Source organism: Bradyrhizobium sp. 172, from assembly GCF_023101065.1.
Taxonomy (GTDB): Bacteria; Pseudomonadota; Alphaproteobacteria; order Rhizobiales; family Xanthobacteraceae; genus Bradyrhizobium; species Bradyrhizobium canariense_D.
Window position 1 is genome coordinate 3,704,471 of sequence record NZ_CP064701.1, and the last position, 22,005, is coordinate 3,726,475.

General features: G+C 63.7%; 22 protein-coding genes. 17 read left to right on the forward strand and 5 right to left on the reverse strand.

Annotation, left to right across the window (positions count from 1 at the left end):
* Nucleotides 1-17: 17 nt before the first annotated feature.
* The 12 genes from nuoN to IVB07_RS17970 all read left to right on the forward strand — a co-directional run bounded on the left by nuoN (nucleotide 18) and on the right by IVB07_RS17970 (nucleotide 11,961).
* Complete coding sequence (gene nuoN / locus IVB07_RS17915; RefSeq protein WP_018455081.1) at nucleotides 18-1,454, forward strand: NADH-quinone oxidoreductase subunit NuoN; 1,437 nt, start codon at nucleotides 18-20, stop codon at nucleotides 1,452-1,454.
* Between the two features lies 1 nt (nucleotide 1,455).
* Nucleotides 1,456-2,262, forward strand: a complete 807-nt coding sequence (locus IVB07_RS17920) for a biotin--[acetyl-CoA-carboxylase] ligase (protein WP_018455080.1) — start codon at nucleotides 1,456-1,458, stop codon at nucleotides 2,260-2,262.
* The gene (locus IVB07_RS17925; protein WP_018455079.1) at nucleotides 2,262-3,932 is read left to right on the forward strand and encodes a ribonuclease J; all 1,671 of its coding nucleotides are present in this window, start codon (nucleotides 2,262-2,264) and stop codon (nucleotides 3,930-3,932) included. The genes IVB07_RS17920 and IVB07_RS17925 overlap by 1 nt, the downstream gene beginning before the upstream one ends.
* A gap of 12 nt (nucleotides 3,933-3,944) precedes the next feature.
* Nucleotides 3,945-4,349, forward strand: coding sequence for a methylmalonyl-CoA epimerase (gene mce, locus IVB07_RS17930; protein ID WP_018455078.1), 405 nt, complete (start codon nucleotides 3,945-3,947; stop codon nucleotides 4,347-4,349).
* A 9-nt stretch (nucleotides 4,350-4,358) separates the two neighbouring features.
* A complete protein-coding gene (locus tag IVB07_RS17935; RefSeq protein ID WP_018455077.1) occupies nucleotides 4,359-4,634 on the forward strand; it encodes a DUF1467 family protein in 276 nt (91 codons plus the stop codon).
* Nucleotides 4,635-4,662: 28 nt separating this feature from the next.
* Entirely contained in the window at nucleotides 4,663-5,010 is a 348-nt protein-coding gene (locus IVB07_RS17940; protein ID WP_007603574.1) for a hypothetical protein, read from the forward strand.
* A 35-nt stretch (nucleotides 5,011-5,045) separates the two neighbouring features.
* On the forward strand, nucleotides 5,046-6,326 hold the full coding sequence (gene mtnK, locus IVB07_RS17945) for an S-methyl-5-thioribose kinase (RefSeq protein WP_018455076.1): 1,281 nt from the start codon (nucleotides 5,046-5,048) through the stop codon (nucleotides 6,324-6,326).
* A gap of 134 nt (nucleotides 6,327-6,460) precedes the next feature.
* A complete protein-coding gene (locus tag IVB07_RS17950; RefSeq protein ID WP_039799326.1) occupies nucleotides 6,461-8,047 on the forward strand; it encodes an ABC transporter substrate-binding protein in 1,587 nt (528 codons plus the stop codon).
* A 60-nt stretch (nucleotides 8,048-8,107) separates the two neighbouring features.
* Complete coding sequence (locus IVB07_RS17955; protein WP_085384783.1) at nucleotides 8,108-9,031, forward strand: ABC transporter permease; 924 nt, start codon at nucleotides 8,108-8,110, stop codon at nucleotides 9,029-9,031.
* Nucleotides 9,028-9,849 carry an ABC transporter permease gene (locus IVB07_RS17960; protein ID WP_007603580.1) on the forward strand — a complete coding sequence of 274 codons (822 nt, stop codon included), beginning with the start codon at nucleotides 9,028-9,030 and terminating at the stop codon, nucleotides 9,847-9,849. The genes IVB07_RS17955 and IVB07_RS17960 overlap by 4 nt, the downstream gene beginning before the upstream one ends.
* Complete coding sequence (locus IVB07_RS17965; protein WP_018455073.1) at nucleotides 9,846-10,826, forward strand: ABC transporter ATP-binding protein; 981 nt, start codon at nucleotides 9,846-9,848, stop codon at nucleotides 10,824-10,826. Before IVB07_RS17960 ends, IVB07_RS17965 begins: the two co-directional genes overlap by 4 nt.
* The gene (locus IVB07_RS17970; RefSeq protein ID WP_051112980.1) at nucleotides 10,819-11,961 is read left to right on the forward strand and encodes an oligopeptide/dipeptide ABC transporter ATP-binding protein; all 1,143 of its coding nucleotides are present in this window, start codon (nucleotides 10,819-10,821) and stop codon (nucleotides 11,959-11,961) included. The genes IVB07_RS17965 and IVB07_RS17970 overlap by 8 nt, the downstream gene beginning before the upstream one ends.
* On the opposite strand, the gene IVB07_RS17975 is transcribed toward IVB07_RS17970, so the two are convergent.
* Entirely contained in the window at nucleotides 11,876-12,499 is a 624-nt protein-coding gene (locus IVB07_RS17975; RefSeq protein WP_026232872.1) for a LysR family transcriptional regulator, read from the reverse strand. The genes IVB07_RS17970 and IVB07_RS17975 overlap by 86 nt on opposite strands.
* 129 nt (nucleotides 12,500-12,628) lie before the next feature.
* On the opposite strand from IVB07_RS17975, the gene IVB07_RS17980 reads away from it, so the two are divergent.
* Together IVB07_RS17980 and IVB07_RS17985 are read left to right on the forward strand one after the other, a co-directional pair.
* Nucleotides 12,629-13,021 carry a RidA family protein gene (locus tag IVB07_RS17980; RefSeq protein ID WP_026232871.1) on the forward strand — a complete coding sequence of 131 codons (393 nt, stop codon included), beginning with the start codon at nucleotides 12,629-12,631 and terminating at the stop codon, nucleotides 13,019-13,021.
* Nucleotides 13,022-13,062: 41 nt separating this feature from the next.
* Nucleotides 13,063-13,767, forward strand: coding sequence for an L-2-amino-thiazoline-4-carboxylic acid hydrolase (locus IVB07_RS17985; RefSeq protein ID WP_018455069.1), 705 nt, complete (start codon nucleotides 13,063-13,065; stop codon nucleotides 13,765-13,767).
* A 326-nt stretch (nucleotides 13,768-14,093) separates the two neighbouring features.
* Here IVB07_RS17985 and IVB07_RS17990 read toward each other — a convergent pair whose 3' ends face one another.
* The 4 genes from IVB07_RS17990 to IVB07_RS18005 all read right to left on the reverse strand — a co-directional run bounded on the left by IVB07_RS17990 (nucleotide 14,094) and on the right by IVB07_RS18005 (nucleotide 18,212).
* Complete coding sequence (locus IVB07_RS17990) at nucleotides 14,094-15,122, reverse strand: ABC transporter permease (protein WP_026232870.1); 1,029 nt, start codon at nucleotides 15,120-15,122, stop codon at nucleotides 14,094-14,096.
* Nucleotides 15,123-15,134: 12 nt separating this feature from the next.
* Complete coding sequence (locus IVB07_RS17995) at nucleotides 15,135-16,637, reverse strand: sugar ABC transporter ATP-binding protein (RefSeq protein WP_018455067.1); 1,503 nt, start codon at nucleotides 16,635-16,637, stop codon at nucleotides 15,135-15,137.
* 6 nt (nucleotides 16,638-16,643) lie between these two features.
* Nucleotides 16,644-17,666: a sugar ABC transporter substrate-binding protein gene (locus tag IVB07_RS18000; protein WP_018455066.1), complete on the reverse strand. Its 1,023-nt coding sequence runs from the start codon at nucleotides 17,664-17,666 to the stop codon at nucleotides 16,644-16,646.
* Nucleotides 17,667-17,807: 141 nt separating this feature from the next.
* Nucleotides 17,808-18,212 carry a globin gene (locus IVB07_RS18005; RefSeq protein WP_018455065.1) on the reverse strand — a complete coding sequence of 135 codons (405 nt, stop codon included), beginning with the start codon at nucleotides 18,210-18,212 and terminating at the stop codon, nucleotides 17,808-17,810.
* A gap of 476 nt (nucleotides 18,213-18,688) precedes the next feature.
* Between IVB07_RS18005 and IVB07_RS18010 the strand changes: the two genes are divergently transcribed.
* The 3 genes from IVB07_RS18010 (at nucleotide 18,689) to IVB07_RS18020 (ending at nucleotide 21,996) form a co-directional block, all read left to right on the forward strand.
* Nucleotides 18,689-19,063, forward strand: coding sequence for a DUF2946 family protein (locus IVB07_RS18010; RefSeq protein ID WP_026232869.1), 375 nt, complete (start codon nucleotides 18,689-18,691; stop codon nucleotides 19,061-19,063).
* An 84-nt stretch (nucleotides 19,064-19,147) separates the two neighbouring features.
* Nucleotides 19,148-21,355 (forward strand): TonB-dependent receptor, encoded by a 2,208-nt coding sequence (locus IVB07_RS18015; protein WP_026232868.1) that lies wholly within the window; start codon nucleotides 19,148-19,150, stop codon nucleotides 21,353-21,355.
* Between the two features lie 122 nt (nucleotides 21,356-21,477).
* Nucleotides 21,478-21,996, forward strand: a complete 519-nt coding sequence (locus IVB07_RS18020) for a copper chaperone PCu(A)C (protein ID WP_026232867.1) — start codon at nucleotides 21,478-21,480, stop codon at nucleotides 21,994-21,996.
* The last annotated feature ends 9 nt before the right edge of the window (nucleotides 21,997-22,005 follow it).

Below are 22,005 nucleotides of genomic sequence, written 5' to 3' on the forward strand. Positions count from 1 at the left end.
CAGGTCAGGATATCGCCATGAGCTTTGAGACTGCAGGTTATCAACTGGCGCCGGTGCTGCCCGAGCTCGTGCTCGCGGTCGGGGCGATGGCACTCCTGATGCTCGGCGCCTATCGCGGGCAGGAGACCACCAAGACGGTCACGACGCTTGCGGTGCTGCTCCTGATCGTTGTCGGCGTGCTCGAATACATGCTGCCCGCGGGCAAGCACGTGACCTTCGGCGGCAGCTTCATCGTCGATGATTTTGCCCGCTTCATGAAGATCCTGGCCCTGATCGGCTCGGCGGTGACGCTGGTGCTGTCGACCGAGTTCCTGTCGGATCCGTCGCGCCGCATCTTCGAATATGCGATCCTGGTGCTGCTCTCGACTCTCGGCATGATGGTGCTGATCTCGGCCGGCGATCTGATCTCGCTTTATCTCGGCCTCGAATTGATGTCGCTGGCGCTCTACGTCGTCGCGGCCTCGAACCGCGACAACGCCAAGTCGACCGAAGCCGGCCTGAAGTACTTCGTGCTCGGCGCGCTGTCCTCGGGCATGCTGCTCTACGGCTCCTCGCTGATCTACGGCTTCACGGGCACGGTGGCCTTCACCGGCATCGCGGCGGCCGCGACGATCTCGAATGTCGGCCTGTTGTTCGGCCTGGTGTTCCTGCTCGCCGGCCTCTGCTTCAAGGTCTCGGCGGTGCCGTTCCACATGTGGACACCCGACGTCTACGAGGGCGCACCGACGCCTGTGACAGCCTTCTTCGCCTCGGCCCCGAAAGTGGCCGCGCTCGCGGTCTTCACCCGCGTCACGCTGACCGCATTTCCGGGCATCGTCTCGCAGTGGCAGCAGATCCTGGTGTTCGTGTCGATCGCCTCGATGGCGCTGGGCTCGTTCGCCGCGATCGGCCAGAGCAACATCAAGCGCCTGATGGCCTATTCCTCGATCGGCCATATGGGCTTTGCCCTGGTCGGACTTGCCGCAGGCACGGTCGAGGGCGCGCAGGGCGTCTTGATGTACATCGTGATCTATGTCGCGATGACGCTGGGCTCCTTCGCCATCATCCTGGCGATGAAGCGGAACGGCCAGCCGGTCGAGCAGATCAGCGATTTCGCAGGTCTCTCTCGGACCAATCCGCTGCTCGCCTTCATGTTCGCGATGCTGCTGTTCTCGCTCGCCGGCATCCCGCCGCTCGCCGGCTTCTTCGCCAAATGGTACGTCTTCGTCGCCGCCATCAAGGCGAACCTGTTCACGCTCGCCGTGATCGGCGTGCTCTCCAGCGTGGTCGGCGCCTACTACTATCTCAGCATCGTCAAGACGATGTATTTCGACGAGCCGGCCGGGCAGGTCGATCCGGTGCGCGTCGAAGTCAAGACGGTGCTGGCGGTCGCGGGCCTGTTCAACATTCTGTTCGCCCTGTTCGCGGGCCCGGTGGTGAGCGTCGCCTCCGCCGCCGCCAAGTCGCTGTTCTAGGATGGCATTCGCGCTCGGTCCTCGTGCGGCGTCGGCGGGCTACAAGCTCGCAGCTTTCGAACGGACCGGCTCGACCAACACGGAGGCGATCGAGCACGCGAGGGGCGGCGAACGCGGCCCGATGTGGTTCGTGACGTCGGAGCAGACCGCCGGCCGTGGCCGCCGTCAGCGCCCCTGGATCGCACCCAAGGGCAACCTTGCAGCTAGCGTCCTCGAAGTCCTCGACGTCGCCCCTTCCGTCGCCGCGACGATCGGCTTTGCGGCCGGGCTGGCCGAGGAGGCCGCCCTGGAGAAGGTTAGCCTGGAGGCTGCACTGCGCCTCGGCGAGGGCCGTCCCCGCTACGCCCTGAAATGGCCGAACGACGTGCTGGCCGGCGGCAAGAAGCTGGTCGGCATCGGCCTGGAGGCCGAAGCCATCGGCGACCGTCTTGCCATCGTCGTCGGCATCGGCACCAACGTCGTCGCCGCGCCCGAGGGTACGCCGACGCCTGCGGTGTCGCTGGCCGCGCTCGGCGTCCAGATCAGCGCGGAGGAGCTGTTCTCGGCGCTCTCCGATGCCTGGGTGGAATTCCGCGGTATCTGGGACAATGGCCGTGGCTTTGCCGAAATTCGCAAATTGTGGCTGGAGCGCGCCGCCGGCCTCGGCGAGCGGGTCGCGATCCACACGGGAGTGATGACGCTGGACGGCATTTTTGACACGATCGACGACACCGGCTGCCTGATCGTCCGCACGGCGGAGGGCCGGCGCGTGCCGGTCGCCGCGGGCGAGGTGTTCTTCGGCACGGCCGCCTCCGTGGGAGCTGCGTGATGGCGAAGCCTGAAGAACTGGTATTTGCACCGCTCGGCGGGGTCGGCGAGATCGGCATGAATTTGTCGATCTACGGCCTCGGCAACCGCCAGCAGCGCGCCTGGCTGGCGATCGATCTCGGCGTCTCCTTCGGCGACGAGGAGCATCTGCCGGGCATCGACCTGATCATGCCCGACGTCAGCTTCCTGGAGAAGGAACGCAAGAATCTGATGGGGCTGGTGCTGACCCACGCCCATGAGGATCATTTCGGCGCCATCATCGACCTTTGGCCGAAGCTGAAATGTCCGATCTACGCGACGCAGTTCAGCGCCGCGCTGTTCGAGGCCAAGTGCGCCGCCGAGCGCAATGCGCCCAAGATCCCGGTGACGGTGGTGCCGTCGGGCGGGCGCGTCGATATCGGTCCGTTCAACGTCGAGTTCATCCCGGTCGCGCATTCGATTCCGGAGTCGCATGCGCTGGCGATTCACACCGAAGTCGGCACGGTGCTGCACACCGGCGACTGGAAGATCGATCCGACCCCGATCATCGGCCGCCCGACCGACGAAAAGCGGCTGCGGGAGCTCGGCGATGCGGGCCTGCTCGCCCTGATCGGTGATTCCACCAACGCCGTGCGCGACGGCCGCTCACCCTCGGAAGCCGAGGTTGCGAGCTCCATCACCGAGCTCGTCAAGGCCGCCAAGGGCCGCGTCGCGGTCACGACCTTTGCCTCCAATGTCGCGCGCCTCAAGGCCGTCGCCATCGCTGCGAAGGCCGCCGACCGTGAGGTCGTCGTGGTCGGCCGCGCCATGGAACGCGTGGTGCAGGTCGCGCGCGAGACCGGCTATCTCGACGGCGTGCAGAGTTTCCGCTCCGCCGAGGTCTACGGTCATCTGCCGCAGGACAAGGTGCTGGCGCTCTGCACCGGCAGCCAGGGCGAGCCGCGTGCCGCGCTGGCGCGCATCGCCAATGACGACCATCCCGAGATCACGCTCAACCGTGGCGACAGCGTCATCTTCTCCTCGCGCACCATTCCCGGCAACGAGAAGGCGGTCGGGGCCATCATCAATGGCCTGGTCTTGCAGGGCGTGGAGGTCATCACCGACCGCGACCAGCTGGTCCATGTCTCCGGTCATCCCCGCCGCGACGAATTGCGCGACATGATCGCCTGGACCAGGCCGCAGCTCCTGATCCCCGTCCATGGCGAGGCCCTGCACCTGAACGAGCACGCCAAGCTCGCGCGTGCCGCCGGCGTGCCGCGCGTGCTGGTCTGCCGCAACGGCGATCTCGTCAAGCTCGGCCCCGGCGATCCCGGCATCATTGGGCAAGTGCCTGCGGGCCGTCTCTACAAGGACGGCACGATTCTGGAGGACTCCAAGTCCCGCGCGGTGGGCGAGCGGCGCCGCATGGCCTTCTCCGGCTGCGCCTTTGTCGCCATCGCCATGACGGAGCAGGGCGAGCTTGCCGACGATCCCGCGGTCGAACTCGTCGGTATCCCCGAGAAGAACAAAGCGGGCGAGCCCTTCGACGACCTCGTCTTCGACGCCGTGGTCTCCACCGTCGAGGGCCTGCCGAAGGCGCGCCGTCGCGACCCGGATGCGCTGGCGGAGTCGGTGCGACGCGCTGTCCGCTCCGTGATCAACGAACATTGGGGCAAAAAGCCCCCCTGTCTGGTACATGTGCTGACAGTGTAACGGGAGAGAAACATGCTGGGCCGGCTCAACCATGTCGCGATCGCGACCAAGGACGCCGTCAAGGCCGCCAAAATCTATGGCACCGCATTCGGGGCCCAGATCTCGGAGGCCGTCGCGCTGCCCGAGCATGGCGTCACCACGGTGTTCGCGACGCTGCCCAACACCAAGATCGAGTTCATCGAGCCGCTCGGCGAGGCCTCGCCGATCGCAAAGTTCCTGGACCGCAACGCCGACGGCGGCATCCACCACGTCTGCTACGAGGTGGTCGACATCATCGCCTCGCGCGACACGCTGGTGAAGGAGGGGGCAAGGGTGCTCGGCGACGGCGTGCCGAAGATCGGCGCCCACGGCAAGCCGGTGCTGTTCCTGCACCCGAAGGATTTTTCCGGCGCGCTGGTCGAAATCGAGCAGGCATAGGCCGAAGCCATGGCCATCCAGATATCAACCGCGATCGCGATCTACTTCGTCATCTGGTGGGTCGCGCTGTTCCTGACGCTGCCGTTTGGCGTGCGCAGCCAGCACGAGGACGGCGTCGGAGTGCCGGGCAGCGACCCCGGCGCGCCGATCCTGACGCGGATGGGGGGCAAGCTGATCTGGACCACCATCATCTCGGCGGTCATCTACGGGATCGCCATGGTCGCCTATCACGCCGGCTATTTGTCGATCGAGCGCCTGTCGAAATTGATGGGCATGCCGTTTTAATTTCGTGGTTGGCTTGGTTGGGGGAAGAATGACTTTTCAGAGGATCGTCGTCGCGCTTCTAGTGCTGATCGTCGCCGGTCTCGGCGCCATCGGCTATTTCGAGTGGAAGATGGCCGTGCAGGTGCGCACCCTGAAGGCGTTCGTCGAGGGCTATGTCTTCAACGAGGCCGTGATCGCCTGCGAGCAGGCCAAGAGCTCGACCCCATTCAAATGGAACGGCGGCAAGAGCACCGCGGTGATCGGCCTGAACTCGGTCAAAACAGACAAATACACCGTCAGCGCCAGCTACACGCTGGTGGCGGACAGCGTCTATTGTGATTACGATCCGATCAAAAGAAAGGCCGAGATCGGCTCGAGCTTCCTGGAGCGGGAGTAACGATTCGGCCATGCCAAGCATGGGATGGGATCGTCATGGCGCAGGGGCAGGGGGACTACCGGATTTTGCATGAGGCGGCGTTGCGGGACTATCTCGCGGGCGTTGCGGATCTCGCCGCGACCCTCGGCGGCGAGCCGGCCTCCTGGTCGATCACCGAAGTCGGCGACGGCAATCTCAATCTCGTTTTCATCGTCAAGGGCGGCCGCGGCGGCATCGCCGTGAAGCAGGCGCTGCCCTATGTCCGCCTCGTCGGCGAGAGCTGGCCGCTGCCGTTGTCCCGGGCTCATTACGAATATCTCGCTTTGTCGCGGCAGGCCGAGCTCGCGCCCGGCCTCGTGCCGGCGCTGCTGCATCACAACGAGGCCCTGGCGCTGACGGTGATGGAGCTGCTCGAGCCCCACATCATCATGCGCAAGGGGATGGTTGCGGGCTCGCAGTATCCGCGCTTTGTCGATGACATCACCACCTTCATGGCGCGGACATTGTTCTTCACCTCCGACCTCGCGGTGTCGGCGGCCGAGAAGAAGCAGGGCATCGCAGCTTTCGCCGGCAACCATGCGCTGTGCAAGATCACCGAGGATCTGATCTTCACCGATCCTTACCGCGTCGCCGAGCAGAACCGCTGGACTGCGCCGTATCTCGATGCGCTCGCCGCAGAGCTTCGCGAGGATATGGACCTCCACGTCGCGATCTCCCGGTTGAAGCTGAAGTTCATGGCGAGCCCCGAGGCGCTGCTCCACGGCGACCTGCACACCGGCTCGATCATGGTCACGGGCGGCGAGACGCGGGTGATCGACCCCGAATTCGCGTTCTACGGCCCGATGGGTTTCGATGTCGGCGCCGTGCTGGCCAACCTCCTGATGGCCTATTTTGCCTCCGCCGGGCATGAGCGCACGCCGGGCGAACGGCGTGCTTTCGAGGCTTGGGTGCTGGAGACGGTGGAAACGGTCTGGAACGATTTTACGCGAAAGTTCCTCGAGCTCTGGCGCGCTGGCGCCGCAGGCGATGCCTATCCCGCCTCACTGTTCGCCGGCGAGACAGGCGCGGCACGGCTGGAAGCCGAGCGGCAGGCCTACATGCAGCGGCTGTTCGCGGACACGGTCGGCTTCGCCGCGGCAAAAACCATCCGCCGCATCTTCGGCCTCGCCCACAATATCGACTTCGAGCTGATCGAGGATCCGCGCCGGCGCGCGATCAGCGAAGCACGCGCCGTCAGGCTGGCAAGGGCGATGATGCTCGAGGTGGGGGCGTTTCCGACCATCGCGGATGTCACCGCTGCAGCGCGAAAATTGCGCGACTGGCAGCCGGAGTTCTAGCGGGCTTCTGCGCAAATCGGTGGGGCCCGCGCGCGACGCTCGCATACGTCAACCCCTTCAAGACGCTTGCGCTCGACGTGCCGTGGATGGTCAACTCTCGGACCAGAGCACGCTGCGTTGTCGGAGGGACCATGATGTTCAGGATAGTGGCGATCATCGCGGGTTTGGGGCTGGCACTGGTGGCCTCGGCGGAGGCCCAGACGCCGCGCAAGGGCGGAACCATCCGCATGACCGCGCCTTATGGCTCGAGCTTCACCAGCCTGGACATTCTTACCACGCAGCGCGCCCAGGACGAGATCTACGCCAAGGCGCTGCACCGGTCGCTCTACATCTGGAATTCCACGGAAGGCAAGCCGGTTCTGGAGCTTGCCAAGGAGGACGTCGTCTCGGGCGGAGGCCTCGTTCATACCTTCAAGCTGCGCGACGACGCCTATTTCCACAACGGCCGCAAGATGACGGCCGACGACATCATCTGGACCTACAACCGCATCATGGACGGCACCAAGGCTTATCCCGGTGCGCGCTATGTCCGCGTGATCGAGGGCGCGGCGGCGGTCGAGAAGGGCCAGGCCAAGGAGATCTCCGGCCTGAAGAAAATCGACGACTTTACCTTCGAGATGAAGCTGACCGAGAAGGTCGATCCAGGTTTCTACTTCTGGAACGCGATCACGTCGATCTATCCCGCCGACGAGGCCGCCAAGGAGAGCTTTCTCCAGAAGCCGATCGGTCTTGGACCCTTCAAATTCGTCGAGCACGTGCCGGGGTCGCGCATCGTTCTGGAGCGCTGGGATCGGTTCTACAAGCCCGGCAAGCCCTACGCTGACAAGATCATCGTGTCGGTCATGGGGGAGGCCGCGGCACGCGATGTCGCCTTCCGCAACAAGGAGATCGACACGTCGGTGCTGGGACCGGCGCAATATGTCGCCTATCAGAACGACGCCGACCTCAAGGGCACGGTCGTGGAAGTCGCCGAGGTCTTCACCCGCTACATGGGGATGAATCCCGCGTTCAAGCCGTTCGCCGACAAGCGGGTCCGGCAGGCGATCAACTACGCGATCGACACCGACCTGATCATCAACAAGCTGGTCAAGGGCAAGGCCTACCGGGCCACCAGCTGGCTGCCGCTCACCTCTACCGCCTACGACAAGGCCATGAAGCCCTACGCCTTCGATCCCGCCAAGGCCAAGCAGCTGCTCGCCGACGCCGGCTATCCCTCAGGCTTCGAATTCGAATGGACCACCAGCCAGAACGAGAGCTGGGGTCTGCCGATCGTCTCGGCCGTGATCCCGATGCTGGACAGGGTGGGCATCAAGGCCAAGGTCAAGCAGGTCGAGACCGCGGTGCTGGCGGAGGTGGTTCGCAGCGGCGACTACCAGGCCTTTGTCTATTCGCAGGCGACCGGACCCGATCCGCAGGCCGCCCTCAAATGCTTCCACTCATCGACACCGCAGTCGGCCTGCAACTACATGAACTTCAAGAATGCCGAGTTCGACAAGCTGATCGACGAGGCGGGGCAGTCCGATGACGCTGCAAAGCGTACCCAGCTGCTGCAGAAGGCCAATGCTGTTCTCTACGAAGAGGCGCCGGTCTGGTTCTTCAACTACAACAAGGCGGTCATGGCCGTGCAGCCGTGGCTCAAGGGGGTTCAGCTGAATGCGACCGAACTGACCCATCAGAACGTCGAAGACCTCTGGGTCGACGAGACCTCGCCCGCGAAGTGACACGCGCTCTCGCGCTCCCTCCGTCGCCATGAACGACGGAGGGAGAGAGGAAAAGTGCCGATGCTCTCCTTCCTGTTCCGCCGCCTGCTGCAGACCATTCCGACCGTGCTCGCAGTGGTGGCTCTGGTGTTCGTGCTGTTCAGCGTCGTTCCCGGCAGCATCGTCTCGTCGATGAGCGACGATGCCGATCCGCAGGTCGAGCTGCGCATGAAGAAGCAGCTCGGGCTCGACGATCCCGTCTATGTCCGCTTCGGCGCCTACATCGCCAAGCTTGCGACCGGTGATTTCGGAACGTCGTTCCGGACGCGCGAGCCTGTGACGTTCATGATCGCCAAGCGGATATGGCCGACGCTCCAGCTCATCTTCACCGCCATGGCGTTTTCCGTCGTGATCGGTGTTCCCCTGGGTTTCATCGCCGCGCTGAAGCCGGGGGGTATCGTCGACACGCTGGCCATGGTCGTGGCGGTATCAGGCCTTTCGATCGCCAAATTTTGGCTCGGACTGGTGCTGATGTACTTGTTCGCGTTGAAGCTCGGCTGGCTGCCGAGTTTCGGCTATGGCGATGGCGGACTGAAATATCTGATCCTCCCGGCCGTGACGCTCGGCGTCTCGCCGATGGCGCTGTTCGCGCGGACGACACGCGCCGCGGTCCTCGAGATCATGACCGCGGATTTCGTCCGCACCGCGCGCTCCAAGGGCATGAGCGAGACCCGAGTCGTGAAGTGGCATGTGATGCGCAACGCGCTTGTCATCATTCTCACCACCGTTGGCCTGCAGTTCGGCGCGCTGATGGGGCAGGCGGTCGTGGTCGAGAAGCTGTACTCCTGGCCGGGCATCGGCTCGCTGCTGGTCGACAGTGTCCTGCAGCGCGACATTCCGGCCGTCCAGGGCTCCATTCTTGTCGTGGTGCTGTCCTTTCTCGCTATCAATCTGCTGATCGACGTGCTCTACGGCGTGATCGATCCCAGGATCAGATACGCATGAAGCTCCGCGCCAATCTCATCATCGGTGGCGCGCTGTTCGCGCTTGCGATCCTGGTCGGCCTGCTCGCGCCATGGCTGGCGCATACCGATCCTGTCCTCGACGCCAATCTGCTCAACGCGGAAGAGCCTCCGAGCTGGACTTGGTGGTTCGGCACCGACGACCAGGGCCGCGACATCTATTCCCGCGTCGTCTATGGCGCGCGGGTTTCGCTGACGGTCGGCATCGTCTCGCAGCTCATCAATAGCGTCATCGGCGTCGCGTTGGGCCTGAGCGCCGGCTATTGGGGCGGCTGGTGGGACGATGTCGTCAACGGCCTGACCAATCTCATGCTCGCGATCCCCTCGCTGATCTTCGCGTTGGCCATCATGGCGGTGCTCGGTCCCGGCCTGACCAGCCTGCTGATCGCACTCGGCTTGACCAACTGGTCCTTCACGTGCCGGATCGCGCGGGCCTCGGCGCTGTCGCTGAGGAGCCAGGGCTATGTGCAGGCCGCGACCGTGCTCGGCTACGGCGATCTCCGCATCATGATCACGCAGCTGCTGCCGAACATGCTAGGGCCGATCGTCGTCATCGGCACGCTCGGCATGGGCAGCGCGGTCTTGTCCGAAGCCGCGTTGTCGTTCCTCGGCCTCGGCGTCCGCCCGCCGTTTCCGAGCTGGGGCAGCATGTTGTCGGATGCCCGCGATCAGATCACGACCGCGCCGTGGCTCTCGGTGTTTCCCGGCCTTGCGATCTTCCTGACGGTGCTCGGCCTCAATCTGCTCGGTGACGGCCTGCGCGACATTCTCGATCCGCAATCGCGGAGCCGGCGCACATGACCCGCACGCCGCTGATCGAAGTCGAGGATTTGCGTATCGATCTCGACGATGGATCGCGGCGCGTTGCGGCGGCCGAGGGCATTTCATTCCGCATCGATCGCGGCGAGACGTTCGGCCTTGTCGGCGAATCCGGCTGCGGCAAAAGCATCACGGCGCTGGCCTTGATCGGCCTGTTGCGGCAGCCGTTGTCGATCGGCGGCGGTGTCATCCGGTTTGAGGGACGGGAGATCCAGCACCTTTCAGCCGCCAGGCAACGGGATCTGCGCGGCAATCGCATCGCCATGATCTTCCAGGAGCCGATGACGGCGCTCAACCCGGTCTCGCCGGTGGGCCGGCAGATCGCCGAGATGTTCGTGCTGCACAAGGGCAAGAGCTGGCGGGAAGCCGATAGACTGGCGGTCGAGGCGCTGGCGAGCGTGCGCGTTCCCGCCCCGGAGCGGCGCGTGAAGGATTACCCGCACCAGCTGTCCGGCGGCATGCGCCAGCGCGTGATGATCGCCATCGCGCTCGCTTGCGGTCCGGATCTCCTGATCGCCGACGAGCCGACCACGGCGCTCGACGTGACCGTGCAAGCCGAAATCATCGAGCTGATGCGGAATCTGTGTGCCGAGCGGGGAACCGCAATCCTGATGATCAGCCACGATCTGGGGCTGGTCGCCAATGTCTGCCGCCGCGTGGCCGTGATGTATGCCGGCCGCATCGTCGAGGAGCGCGGCTCGGCCGATATTTTCCGGGCACCCTCGCACCCCTATACGCGAGGCCTGGTTGCCTCGCTGCCGCGGCTCGGCAGTCGCGCAGCGCTTGGCCGCACCCGCCTGACGGAGATCGCGGGTGTGGTCCCGGCCATCACGAATTTCCCCAACGGCTGCCGGTTCAATCCGCGTTGCGCGCAGGCGACCGATATTTGCCGGACCACCCCGCCGGAAGCGGATTTGCTGGACGCCGGCGGCCTGGTCAGGTGTCACCACCATGCATGAGCCGCAAGCTAGTTTGGTTGAAACACGGCCGGACGACGATGTCATTCTCAGCGTCAGAGATCTCGCGGTCCATTTTCCGCTCGGAGGCGGCCTGCTCGGGCGCGGCCGGCGGCTGCTCCGTGCCGTTGACGGCGTCGATCTCACCCTGAAGCGGGGCGAATGCCTCGGCCTCGTCGGCGAGTCCGGCTCCGGCAAGTCGACGGTCGCATTGTCGATCCTTGGCCTCGTGACCCCGACGCGCGGCCGCATCGTGCTGGACGGACAGGACGTGACCAACCGACCATCCGGCGATCGGAAGGCGCTGGCCCGCATCGTGCAGATCGTGTTTCAGGATCCCTACGCCTCGCTCAATCCGCGCCAGACCGTTCGCCGCACGCTGGAAGATCCCCTGCGCGTGCATGGCGTCACGGCCAAGAGCGAGATCGAGGACCGCGTCGCGAAGATGCTGCGGCATGTGGGCCTGCGGCCGGAGCAGGCCGACCGCTACCCGCATGAATTCTCAGGCGGCCAGCGCCAGCGCATCGGCATTGCGCGTGCGCTGATCCTCAATCCGAAGATCGTCATCTGCGATGAACCGGTCTCGGCGCTCGACGTCTCGATCCGCGCCCAGATCATCAATCTGCTGCTGGAATTGAAGGAAACGCTCGGCCTCTCCTACATCATGATCAGCCACGATCTCGGCGTCGTCGAACACATGAGCGACAAGGTCGCCGTGATGTATCTCGGCCGCATCGTCGAGAACGGCCACTGGCGCGAGATCTTCGAACGGCCCGCGCACCCCTATACGCAAGCCCTGATCGCCGCCATCCCCGATCCCTTGCGCCATGCGCCGCTGGCGACGACAGGGGGCGACCTTCCCAACCCGCTCAATCCGCCGAACGGATGCGCATTCAGCCCGCGATGCCGGTATGCGGAGGCTGTGTGTCGGCGCGAGCCGGGGCCTGTGCTTGAAACGCGGGCGGACGGGCACGCGGTGAGGTGTTGGCGAAGTGACGAAATTGGTGCAGCGAGCGTCGCTCTATCTCCGTTACCCTCCGTGCCGGTCGAGCCTATCGTCTGCCACCAACCAGACGAGGGCGGCGATTCGCTATCGAGTTCTCCGCCGGCAGCGCACGCAGCCACGCGCGAAAACTGACGATCTCCGGACAATCCGCGGTGCCTTCAGGCGAAACCAGCCAATCACCCAAACCCGATCCCTGATCGATCCGGTCGCAGCGATAGCCGGGATGGTGGCCGAGGCCGCGGGCGAGCAACAGGTCGACCTTGCCTTCGACCAATTCGTGCAGGCCGGCCGGGTGCAGCACCCGCAAGCCGATCTCCGCATGCGTGCTGCGAAACGCCGCCAGGTCGAGGCGGCGGAGGTCGAAGCCGCCATGGATGCCCAATTGCAGCAGCACCGCACCTGCCGGTTTCAATTGCGAGGTCGCCTCCGCAATGTGGCGAAAGCCTTCGGAGACGCCGGGCAGATAGGCCTGACCGGCGACGGTGAGGACGAGCTGCTTATGCAGCCGCTCGAAGAGCTGCACGCCGAGGCGCGCCTCCAGCGCCTTCACCTGCTGCCCCACGGCGGCGGGCGTCACGTGCAGCTCGTGTGCGGCCAGTTTGAAGCTGAGATGCCGCGCGGCGGCCTCGAAGGCGCGCAGCGCGTTGAGTGGGGGAAGGGCGTAGGTCATCGGGCTCCATTTTGACACTGATGGGCTGTGGCCTTGCAATAGATTTTCTTGCGCTGAACCGCAGCAATGATGCTTTGCGGAGCGGTGATGGCGCCGGATACGGTCCGACCCGCAATCCGGAGAAACCTCGTGCCCCCAGCTCACCTCGTCAGCCACAATCCCGCAACAGTCCATGCGCCTGCCGGCGGCTACTGCATGGGACTTGAATTGACGCAGTATCGCCGCCTGTTGTTCATCAGCGGCCAGGTGCCGGAGAGACTCGACGGCACCGTGCCCGAAGGTTTCGAGGCGCAGTGCGAGCAGGCCTGGCGCAATTTGATCGAGGTGCTTGCTGCCGCCGGCCTTGGCATCGCGCATCTGGTCAAGGTCACCACGTTCCTGACTGACCGCAATCAACTCGTGACCAACCGCTCCATTCGTCGCGCGATGCTGGGCGAACACCAGCCTGCGCTGACGGTCGTGATCGTCGAGACCGTCGACAGCAAATGGCTGCTGGAGATCGAGGCGATCGCCGCGGAGTGAACCAGCCGACTTTGCAATGAGCCAATCATATCGGGTGTCCCATGGCTGAGATCATCCATCCGTTTTACGAAGCGCATCGCGGTGCAATGGAGGCCGCCATGCGCGATCGGCTCGATTTGGCCGAAGCGATGTTGCGTGAGTGCGCGCAACTTTCCGAGATCGACGAGATCAGGCGCGAGGTGATGGACGAGTTCGAAATCGTGCTCATCCAAATGCCCTATGTCGGCGGCGCGGCAAGCCGCATGAGCGATTTCTTCATGCGTCTGATGGGTTTTATGGCCATCAGCCGGGTGCTGCGGCGCCACGGCGTGCCGGTGCCTGTGATCGGCGAGATCGAGCGGGAAACCTACAAGGCGCAATTGCTCACCGCGCCTGAAGCGGAGCGTCTCGCCTCAGGGCGTCAATTCATGTCGCCGGAGAACCAGGCCTTGCTGCGCGAGCAGGCGGCAAGAAGCGCGACTGAAAGCCATCAGACCGAATTTCCGGAAGATTTCGTCTACGATTTCGTCGAGCCTGATACGGGTGACAGTTTTGAGTTCGGCATCAACTACAAGGCTTGCGGCTTCTGCAAACTCGCGGCGCGCCATGGCGACAAGGACATTTTGCCGAACATCTGCGGGCTCGATTTCGTTGCCTACGCAGCGCGAGGCATCCGGCTGGAAAGGACACAGACGTTAGCGGGCGGTGCGAGCCACTGCAATTTCCGGTTCTCGCGGCTTGCGCCGGATGAGAAAGCGGAGAGCTAAGCCGCGTTCTCATGCTCCGCGATCGAGGTGAGGCTGGATTGCCCCTGCTGTCACGTCGTCATTGCGAGCGCAGCGAAGCAATCCAGAATCTTTCCGCGGCGGCAGCCTGGATTGCTTCGCTGCGCTCGCAATGACGGAGTTTGGGGAGCGACCCTGAGCCCATCCGCGCCCGCTGCCACGATGACATCCTGCTCCTGTTTTGCCCGACGAGTCAAATGCCGCCACGGTCGCAGCTACACAATTTCGGGTTTTTGTAAGTCGTTGAATTCCCTCACAGTCTCTACTGTGCATGGGGTTGTTTTCGCGCTTTTTGTTTTGAGGGGCGGCTATTCCACCGCTTTCTCCCTCAGCCGCTGCGCATAAACATTGATCACCAGCGCTGCCAGCAGGATCAGGCCGCGGATCAGGATTTTCAGGAAGCTGTCGATGTTGACGTGGTCGAGGCCGTTGTTGAGAACACCGAGAACGAAGAGACCGACGATGGTGTTGCCGATGCCGCCGCGGCCGCCGAACAGGCTGGTGCCGCCGACGACGACGGCAGCGATGGAGTCGAGCAGATAGGTGTCGAACTCGTTCTGCTGCGCGCTGCCGAAATGAGCGACACCGAGCATGCCGCCGATCCCGGAGCACACCGCCGAAATGACCATCACCGCGCCGAGGATGAGCTTGACGTTAAGGCCGGAATATTCGGCCGCCTCGCGGTTGCCGCCGACCATGTAGACGTAGCGGCCGAAGCGCGTGTAGGTCAGCACCAGATGTCCCAAGAGCAGCATGATCGCGGCGACGATGACGATCCATGGGATGCCGCCGATCGAACCCGAGCCGAGCGTGGTGATCACGCCGGGCACCTTGTAGGCGATCTGGCCGCGCACCAGCAGCGCCGAGATGCCGGCCGCGATCTGCATCATCGCTAGGGTCATGATGAAGGAGGGGATGCCGATCACGGTCAGCCCCAGCGCATTGACGAGGCCGAGCAACGCGCAGAGCAAAATGGCCAGCAGGATCGCCGCGGCGCCGGGCAGGGGAATGTTGGGAATGTTGACGTAGGATTCCTGGAGCGTGAAGTAGGCGACCGCGATGCCCGTGACGTTGGCGATGCTGGCGATCGAGAGGTCGATCTCCGCGCAGAGGATCACGAAGGTGAGGCCGACGGCGATGATGCCTGTGACGGAGACCTGCGTCAGGATGTTGCCGAGATTGTCCAGCGTCGCGAACGACGGACTGGCCAGCGCGAAGAAGCCGGACAGGAAGATCAGCGTCAGGAACGGGGCGATGTTGCGCATCTGCGAGCGCAGGAAGGGCGCAAGCCCTCGCGTCCGCTGCCCCGCCGCCAAAGCCGTGTCACTGCTTGCCATGGTGCTTCTCCGTCACGCCGCTTCCAGCAGGCGGTCCTTGCTGACCGGCTCGTTCTTGAATTCGCGCACCAATGCGCCGCGCTTGAGCACCAGGATGCGGTCGGCCAGCGACAGCACCGTTTCCGGCTCGGTCGACAGCACGATGATCGCGAGCCCCCTGGCGCGGAGATCACGGACGATGTTGATGACGTCGTTCTTGGCGCCGACATCCATGCCGCGAGTGGGCTCGCAGAGCACCAGCAGTTTTGGCGGATAGGTCAGCCATTTCGCCAGCGCGACTTTCTGTTGGTTGCCGCCGGAGAGCATGCCGAGATCGAGGCCGACCACGGGCGGCCTGATCTGGAGCTGCTCGACCTGGCGCTTTGCGATGTCGCGCTCCTGCGCCGGCTTGAGCAGCAACGCCGAGATGCGATCGAGGATGCTGATCGAGATGTTCTTGTAAACCGGCTCCTGGTGAAACAGCATCGCGCGCCGGCTCTCCGGCACCAGCGCCACCCCGGCGCGCCGCGCCGCCGCCGTGCTCGCGAAGGTCTTGGGCTTGCCCTCGACAGCGAGCGTGCCGCCGTCCGGCTTCAGCTTGCCGAACAAGATGCGCGACAGCTCCTGCTGGCCGCAGCCCATGAAGCCGTAGATGCCGAGCACTTCGCCGGCGCGCGCCTCGAAGGAGATGTCCTTCAGGCTGCGGGCCAGCGACAGCTGGTCGACCCTTAGGACAACCGAGCTGTCGCTCGGTTGGGGCAGCATCAAATCGTCGCTGTAGCTGTGCTCGAGCGCTTCGCCGCCGCGGCCGATCATGGCCTCGATCAGCGCGCCCTTGTTGGTCGCGGCACTTGCCGTCTCCGCGACCTTCCGCCCGTTGCGGAACACGGTGACCGTGTCGGACACGCGCAAGATGTCCTCGATGAAATGCGAGATGAAGACGATCGCCGTGCCTTCCTCGCGCAGGCGCCGCAGGGTCGCGAACAATCGCTCGACCTCGGGCGGAGAGAGGGCGGACGTCGGCTCGTCCAGGATGACGATGCGCGCGCCGGAGAACAGCACGCGCGCGATCTCGATCAGCTGCTGCAGCCCAATCGGGAGGTCGCCGAGCCTGCTCATCGGATCGACGTCGATGCCGAAGCGGGCGAGCTGCTCGCCGGCCTCCCGCGCCATCCGCCGCCATTGCACGAGGCCGAGGGCGTTGGTCGGCTGGTTGCCCAGAAACACGTTCTCCGCAACCGTGAGGTCGGGCGCGACGGAGAGCTCCTGGTGCACCATGGCGATGCCGGCGCTGTGGGCATCGCGGGCCGACCGGAAATGCATCTCCTGTCCGTCGATCAGGAAGCGGCCGGAGAATTCGGTGTGCACGCCGGCGATGATCTTCATCAGCGTGCTTTTTCCCGCGCCGTTCTCGCCGACGAGACCATGGATCTCGCCGGGTGAAAGCGCGAAGTCGACACCACGAAGCGCCTCGACGCCGCCGAAGCTCTTCGTGATGCCCTGCAGTTCCAGAATGGGTGAACGATCCTCTCGCATGGAGGCTCAGATCAGGAAATGATCCTGCATCCACTGCATGCCGGCGGCGTTGGCCTTGGTCACGACCGGACCGTCGGTGACGACGTTCTTCGGGATGCCCTGTCCGCTCTTTTCGCCGCCGGCCACGGCGGAGACGCCCGCAATGATGGCGCCGCCATGAATGCGGCAGGACGGATTGCGCACGGTGGCGAACATGCGGCCTTCGCTGACCGCCTGGATCGCCGGCGGCATCGCATCCACACCGCCGATCAGGATGTTGGTGCGGCCCCGCGCCTTCATGATGTTGGCGGCGGCGAGCGCCATGTCGTCATTGTGGAAGAACGCCGCGTCGATCTGCGGATACTTCGTCAGGTAGGTTTCCCAGAGACGCGCGGTCTTCGACACATCCCAGTCGGCCGGCTGGGTGTCGAGCACCTCGATCCCAGGGAATTGCTTCACGACGTTGTTGAAGCCCTTGGCGCGGCCCTGCGCGCCGGTGTGGCCGAGGGCTCCTTGCGTCATGATGATCTTGCCCTTGCCGCCCATGGCGTTGCACAGCGCCTGCGTCACCGAGGCGCCCATGAACTCGTTATCGGGGGCGAGGAAGGAGTGGACGTTGATCTGGTCGAGCGGCGCAATCAGCGTGTCCATGTCGATCACGGGCGTGCCGGCGTCGATCATCTTCTGCACCGGCTGGGTGAGCGTGCCGATGCCAAAAGCCTGGATCGCGACGAAGTCCCATTTCTGCGAGGCCATGTTGTCGATCGCCGCGCGCTGCTTCACGGCATCGAGCTGGCCGTCGAACCAGGTGACCTCGACATTGAACAGCTTGCCCCAGAATTCCGCGGCCTGCTTGCCCTGCGCGCACCAGGTCGCCTGGAGGCCCGCGTTGGAGAACGCCGCCTTCAGCGGCTTCTCGCTTCGTCCGACTTCGGCTGCAAGGGCGGGGTTTATGCCTATGCTGCCGAGGATGGCAGTCGCGGCGCCGGCGGTTGCTGCCGCCTGAAGAAGATCGCGCCTCGTCGTCGAGAAATCTTTCGTCCCGGACATCGCTCGCTCCCATACAATTCTATCTCGGCGCGTCATTGATTGCGCGACCGATGTTCGAAAGTGTCTCACAAGAGTTGGTACCACTCAATCCGCAATCAACGGCGGGGTCGCCGCGAGCCCGTGTTGGTGCAGCGCAAAGCGTCAGGCCGGGGCGCCGGCGAACGCGTCGATCTCGATGAGCAATCGGTCCCATGCCTGCGCCATGTCCGGCGACCATTCATCGCGGAGAAGATCGCGCAGCGTATCCCTGATGACGGTGAAGAAGGCGATGAACAGCTCGCGCGGCGTGCCGTAGCCATCGTGCGATACGACCTCGCATGTGATCAGCCGGAATTGCCCGCGGCGATCACCGGCGAAGTCGAGAATGGCCTCGATCGTGAGAGCCAGCATCGATCCCATCACGAGTTCGCTGCCTTGGGTGCGGAACATCGCCCGCGTTTCGGGATGCTGTTCGAACAGCCGTTGATAGACGTGTGGCGTGAGATCGGTGCAGCGCGAGGCTGCAAGTTCAAAGCTCTGTTCGATCGGATTGGGAGAAGCATTCATCGGTGCTTTAGCCCCGCAGACAAAAAAAGAGCGGGGCCCTAGCCCCGCTCGAAAATTGTGTCGACCCTATTATCCCCGATTCTAAGATTTGATCTTGATTGGCGGGGCGACGCTGCATTTTGCGCGTCAGGGGCTCCTCCCGAGACTTGGACCACCAGACTTCGACCTCGCGGCCAGCCTGAGCAAAAGGATGCTAGATCAACTTTTCTCACTTGTCATCATTTTCGGCAACGAATGTTCAAAATTCGAGCAATTGACGAAATGATCGGACGGCCGGCCGCATAAGTGTATGACAAATATAAGAAATCTGTGGATGGGCCAGGTCTCGACTGCCTCAAATCCCGGAGGTCCCCTCCCTTGGGCCGGCCGGACCACAGTTTCCGGGGAATTTGCGCGGGACCAAGAAGGCGGCGGAACCGGGCTCGACTTGGCCATCCGCCGGTGTTTAGTTAGTAGACGAACAAACGGTTCGGCGGATGCGCGCACGGCTGCAAAAATTCCTACCTCTGGTCCTGCTTGCCCTAGTTATGCAGGTGCTGGCGCCGATTGCCGCCTGTCTGGCGGCCGGCCAGGCCGTGGCCGATCCGCTGTCCGCCGCCGTCATCTGCCACAGCGCAGGCGAGCAAGGCGGGCTGAACGATCCGGCGGGTACGCCGGTCGCACATGCCGGTACGTGTGCCCTCTGTTGCCTGGCGCAGGTGGGCGCGTCGCCCGATTCGCCGCCGCACGCCGAACTCTCCGTTCCCTTGCGCCACGCCCAGCGCGTGGTGTGGCACGCGGCGGAGGCATTCGCCGGCGCGGCCCATAAGGGTACAAACGCCCAGGCGCGCGCCCCGCCTCAATTTTCCTGACGACTCTCGTGATCGCCGCGGTCCGCCGCAGGCGATTGATGCTGTCGAATGGCCGGAGAGAAAGCCCGGCGTCAGGAATGCCCCATGTTACGTTGTCATGCCCGCCTTGGCGTGAGCGTCGTTGCCATTCAGGCCGCGCTGCTTGCGTCGTCGAGCGGAGCCTTTGCCCAAGACAGCAGCGCAGTGCTGCCGCCGATCACGGTTGAGGCGCCTCACCAGAAGCGTACGCCGGCGGTCCGACCGCCACGCAATTCTGCGCGATCGGCCCGCATCACCCGAAGCCTGCGAACGACCCCATCACCGCAGGAAACCGTGAGCGACCAGAGTGCAGGGGCTCCGGGTGCCCTGACGGTTCTGACTGCTCAACAAGCGCTGGCGGAAATTGACCAGACTCCGGGCGGCGTGGCGCTCGTCTCGGCCGATGCCTACAGGAACTCGACGCCGTCCAACACGATCAAGGATGTTCTGGATTACGTGCCCGGCGTGTACGCCCAGCCCAAATGGGGCGACGACACCCGTCTTTCGATTCGCGGATCCGGCCTGTCGCGCAATTTTCATCTGCGCGGCGTGCAGCTCTATATGGACGGCATTCCGATCAACACCGCGGATGGCTATGGCGATTTCCAGGAGATTGATCCGAGCGCCTACAAATATGTCGAAGTCTTCAAGGGCGGCAATGCGCTTCAGTTTGGCGCCAATTCGCTGGGGGGCGCGATCAACTTTGTGACCCCGACTGGCCGCGACTCGTTTCCGAACGGTGTATCCTTCGATGTCGGAGGATTCGGCTACAAACGACTTCAGGCGAACGCGGGAGGCGTCAACGGGCGGTGGGATGGTTTCGTGACCGCTTCCGCGCAGGCCGCAGACGGATTTCGCGATCACAGCTTCGGCTCGAGCAACCGTTTGAGCGGTAATGTGGGCTATCAGTTCTCCGCGGATGTCGAGACACGGTTCTACCTCAATGCCAACGAGGTGCGGCAGCGAATTCCGGGTACCGTGACCAAGACGTCCGCTTTGACCAATCCGGAAGCTGCTGCACCGGCGAATGTTGCGATGGATCAGCAGCGCAATATCGACACTGTCAGGCTCGCCAACAAAACCACCGTTCGTTTCGATGACACCAAAGTCGAATTCGGCGCCTTTGGCGTCGATCGGCATTTGATGCATCCGATTTTCCAGTGGCTGGACTACCGTTGCAAGGACTACGGCGGATTCGCGAAGATCACGGATGACCGCACCATTGGCGGCTTCCGCAACAGGTTGGTCGCGGGCGTCCAGGTGCTGAACGGCAGCATCGACAACCAGCAGTTCGCCAACATCGGCGGGAGGAAGGGCGCTCTGCTTTCTTCCTCGATCGATCGGTCGGAGAACACCTCCGCCTATATCGAAGACAGCTTCTACGTCCTTCCAAATCTTGCATTGATCGGCGGCACGCAATTTCTGTACGCGACCCGTAATCGGCAGGATCGTTTCCTCAGCGACGGGGATCAATCGGGGGCGACGCGCTTTAATCTCTGGTCGCCGAAAAGCGGTCTGTTGTGGCAAATCGATCCGGCTTGGCAGGCCTTCGCCAATGTCTCGCGGAGTGCCGAGGTGCCGAGCTTCGGCGAAAGCGCGATCGGTCTCGGCATTCCGACGATCCCGTTCACCAGCATCCGCCCGCAGATTGCGACCACGTACGAAATCGGGACTCGCATGAAGCGATCTGATTATGCCTGGGAACTGACGGCCTACCGGGCCAACATTCGCGACGAATTGCAATGCCTCTATAGTGCTTTCGGCAATTGCAATGTGACCAATGCCGACCGCACCATCCATCAGGGCGTCGAGGCCGGCGCGGGCGCAGCCATCTTTCGTGACATCTTCGTCAATGGCCCGGCGCCGGACAAGATCTGGCTAAATGTCGCCTATTCCTTCAACGACTTCCGCTTCGACAAAGATCCGATCTTCGGAAACAATCGATTGCCGGGAGCCCCAACTCACTATTTGCGCACGGAGCTTCTCTACAAGCACCCTACCGGTTTCTATGTTGGACCCAACGTAGAATGGGTGCCACAGGCCTACTTCGTCGACAGCATGAACACGCTGACGACAGAGCCTTACGCCCTGTTGGGATTGAAAGCCGGATTCGACAATGGCGGCCCGATGTCTGCCTACATCGAGGGGCGCAATCTCACCAACAAGACCTACATAGCCAGCGCCAGCATCATCGATCGAGCGACGGCGACGTCAGCATTGTTTGAGCCGGGTACTGGAAGAGCAGTATACGCTGGAATGAGGTATCGATGGTGACGCTCTATGCTCGGCTCCGCGGCAGGCCCGCATTCCGAATGCCGATGCTGACGGCGGCGGAAAGTGATCGCAAGAATGCAGGGCCATTCTTGGCCCGATCAATCGAGAAAGAGGCAATCAACATGAAGAATATCGGACGAACTCTCCTTGCGATTTCAGTGTTGCTGACCGCCTGTGCCGTCGCGCAGGCCGAGGACATCAAGGCCGGCGATCTCGTCATCTCGCAACCGTGGAGCCGGGCGACGCCGGGCGGCGCCAAGGTCGCCGGCGGCTATCTCACCATCGAGAACAAGGGCACAGTGGCCGACAAGCTGGTCAGCGTTTCCGCGGATATCGCGGGGAAGGCCGAGGTTCACGAGATGGCGATGGAGAACGGCGTGATGAAGATGCGCCTGCTCGACAAGGGCCTGGTGATCGATCCCGGCAAGACGGTGAAGTTCGCCCCCGGCGGCTACCACCTCATGCTCCAGGAGCTGAAGGGCCCCTTCAAGCAGGGCGACAAGGTGCCAGTGACGCTTCAGTTCGAGAAGGCCGGCAAGGTCGCCGTTTCCCTCGACGTCCAGGGCGTCGGCGCGCAGGCGCCCGGCGACAGTGGGCACATGATGAAGAAAATGCCTGATCATTCTGGAATGAAGATGTGACGAGCATGA

Coding starts and splice junctions, on each gene's coding strand:
- nuoN (WP_018455081.1), top strand. CDS start 18: ATGAGCTTTGAGACTGCAGGTTATCAACTGGCGCCGGTGCTGCCCGAG.
- IVB07_RS17920 (WP_018455080.1), top strand. CDS start 1,456: ATGGCATTCGCGCTCGGTCCTCGTGCGGCGTCGGCGGGCTACAAGCTC.
- IVB07_RS17925 (WP_018455079.1), top strand. CDS start 2,262: ATGGCGAAGCCTGAAGAACTGGTATTTGCACCGCTCGGCGGGGTCGGC.
- mce (WP_018455078.1), top strand. CDS start 3,945: ATGCTGGGCCGGCTCAACCATGTCGCGATCGCGACCAAGGACGCCGTC.
- IVB07_RS17935 (WP_018455077.1), top strand. CDS start 4,359: ATGGCCATCCAGATATCAACCGCGATCGCGATCTACTTCGTCATCTGG.
- IVB07_RS17940 (WP_007603574.1), top strand. CDS start 4,663: ATGACTTTTCAGAGGATCGTCGTCGCGCTTCTAGTGCTGATCGTCGCC.
- mtnK (WP_018455076.1), top strand. CDS start 5,046: ATGGCGCAGGGGCAGGGGGACTACCGGATTTTGCATGAGGCGGCGTTG.
- IVB07_RS17950 (WP_039799326.1), top strand. CDS start 6,461: ATGTTCAGGATAGTGGCGATCATCGCGGGTTTGGGGCTGGCACTGGTG.
- IVB07_RS17955 (WP_085384783.1), top strand. CDS start 8,108: ATGCTCTCCTTCCTGTTCCGCCGCCTGCTGCAGACCATTCCGACCGTG.
- IVB07_RS17960 (WP_007603580.1), top strand. CDS start 9,028: ATGAAGCTCCGCGCCAATCTCATCATCGGTGGCGCGCTGTTCGCGCTT.
- IVB07_RS17965 (WP_018455073.1), top strand. CDS start 9,846: ATGACCCGCACGCCGCTGATCGAAGTCGAGGATTTGCGTATCGATCTC.
- IVB07_RS17970 (WP_051112980.1), top strand. CDS start 10,819: ATGCATGAGCCGCAAGCTAGTTTGGTTGAAACACGGCCGGACGACGAT.
- IVB07_RS17975 (WP_026232872.1), bottom strand. CDS start 12,499: ATGACCTACGCCCTTCCCCCACTCAACGCGCTGCGCGCCTTCGAGGCC.
- IVB07_RS17985 (WP_018455069.1), top strand. CDS start 13,063: ATGGCTGAGATCATCCATCCGTTTTACGAAGCGCATCGCGGTGCAATG.
- IVB07_RS17990 (WP_026232870.1), bottom strand. CDS start 15,122: ATGGCAAGCAGTGACACGGCTTTGGCGGCGGGGCAGCGGACGCGAGGG.
- IVB07_RS17995 (WP_018455067.1), bottom strand. CDS start 16,637: ATGCGAGAGGATCGTTCACCCATTCTGGAACTGCAGGGCATCACGAAG.
- IVB07_RS18000 (WP_018455066.1), bottom strand. CDS start 17,666: ATGTCCGGGACGAAAGATTTCTCGACGACGAGGCGCGATCTTCTTCAG.
- IVB07_RS18005 (WP_018455065.1), bottom strand. CDS start 18,212: ATGAATGCTTCTCCCAATCCGATCGAACAGAGCTTTGAACTTGCAGCC.
- IVB07_RS18010 (WP_026232869.1), top strand. CDS start 18,689: ATGCGCGCACGGCTGCAAAAATTCCTACCTCTGGTCCTGCTTGCCCTA.
- IVB07_RS18015 (WP_026232868.1), top strand. CDS start 19,148: ATGTTACGTTGTCATGCCCGCCTTGGCGTGAGCGTCGTTGCCATTCAG.
- IVB07_RS18020 (WP_026232867.1), top strand. CDS start 21,478: ATGAAGAATATCGGACGAACTCTCCTTGCGATTTCAGTGTTGCTGACC.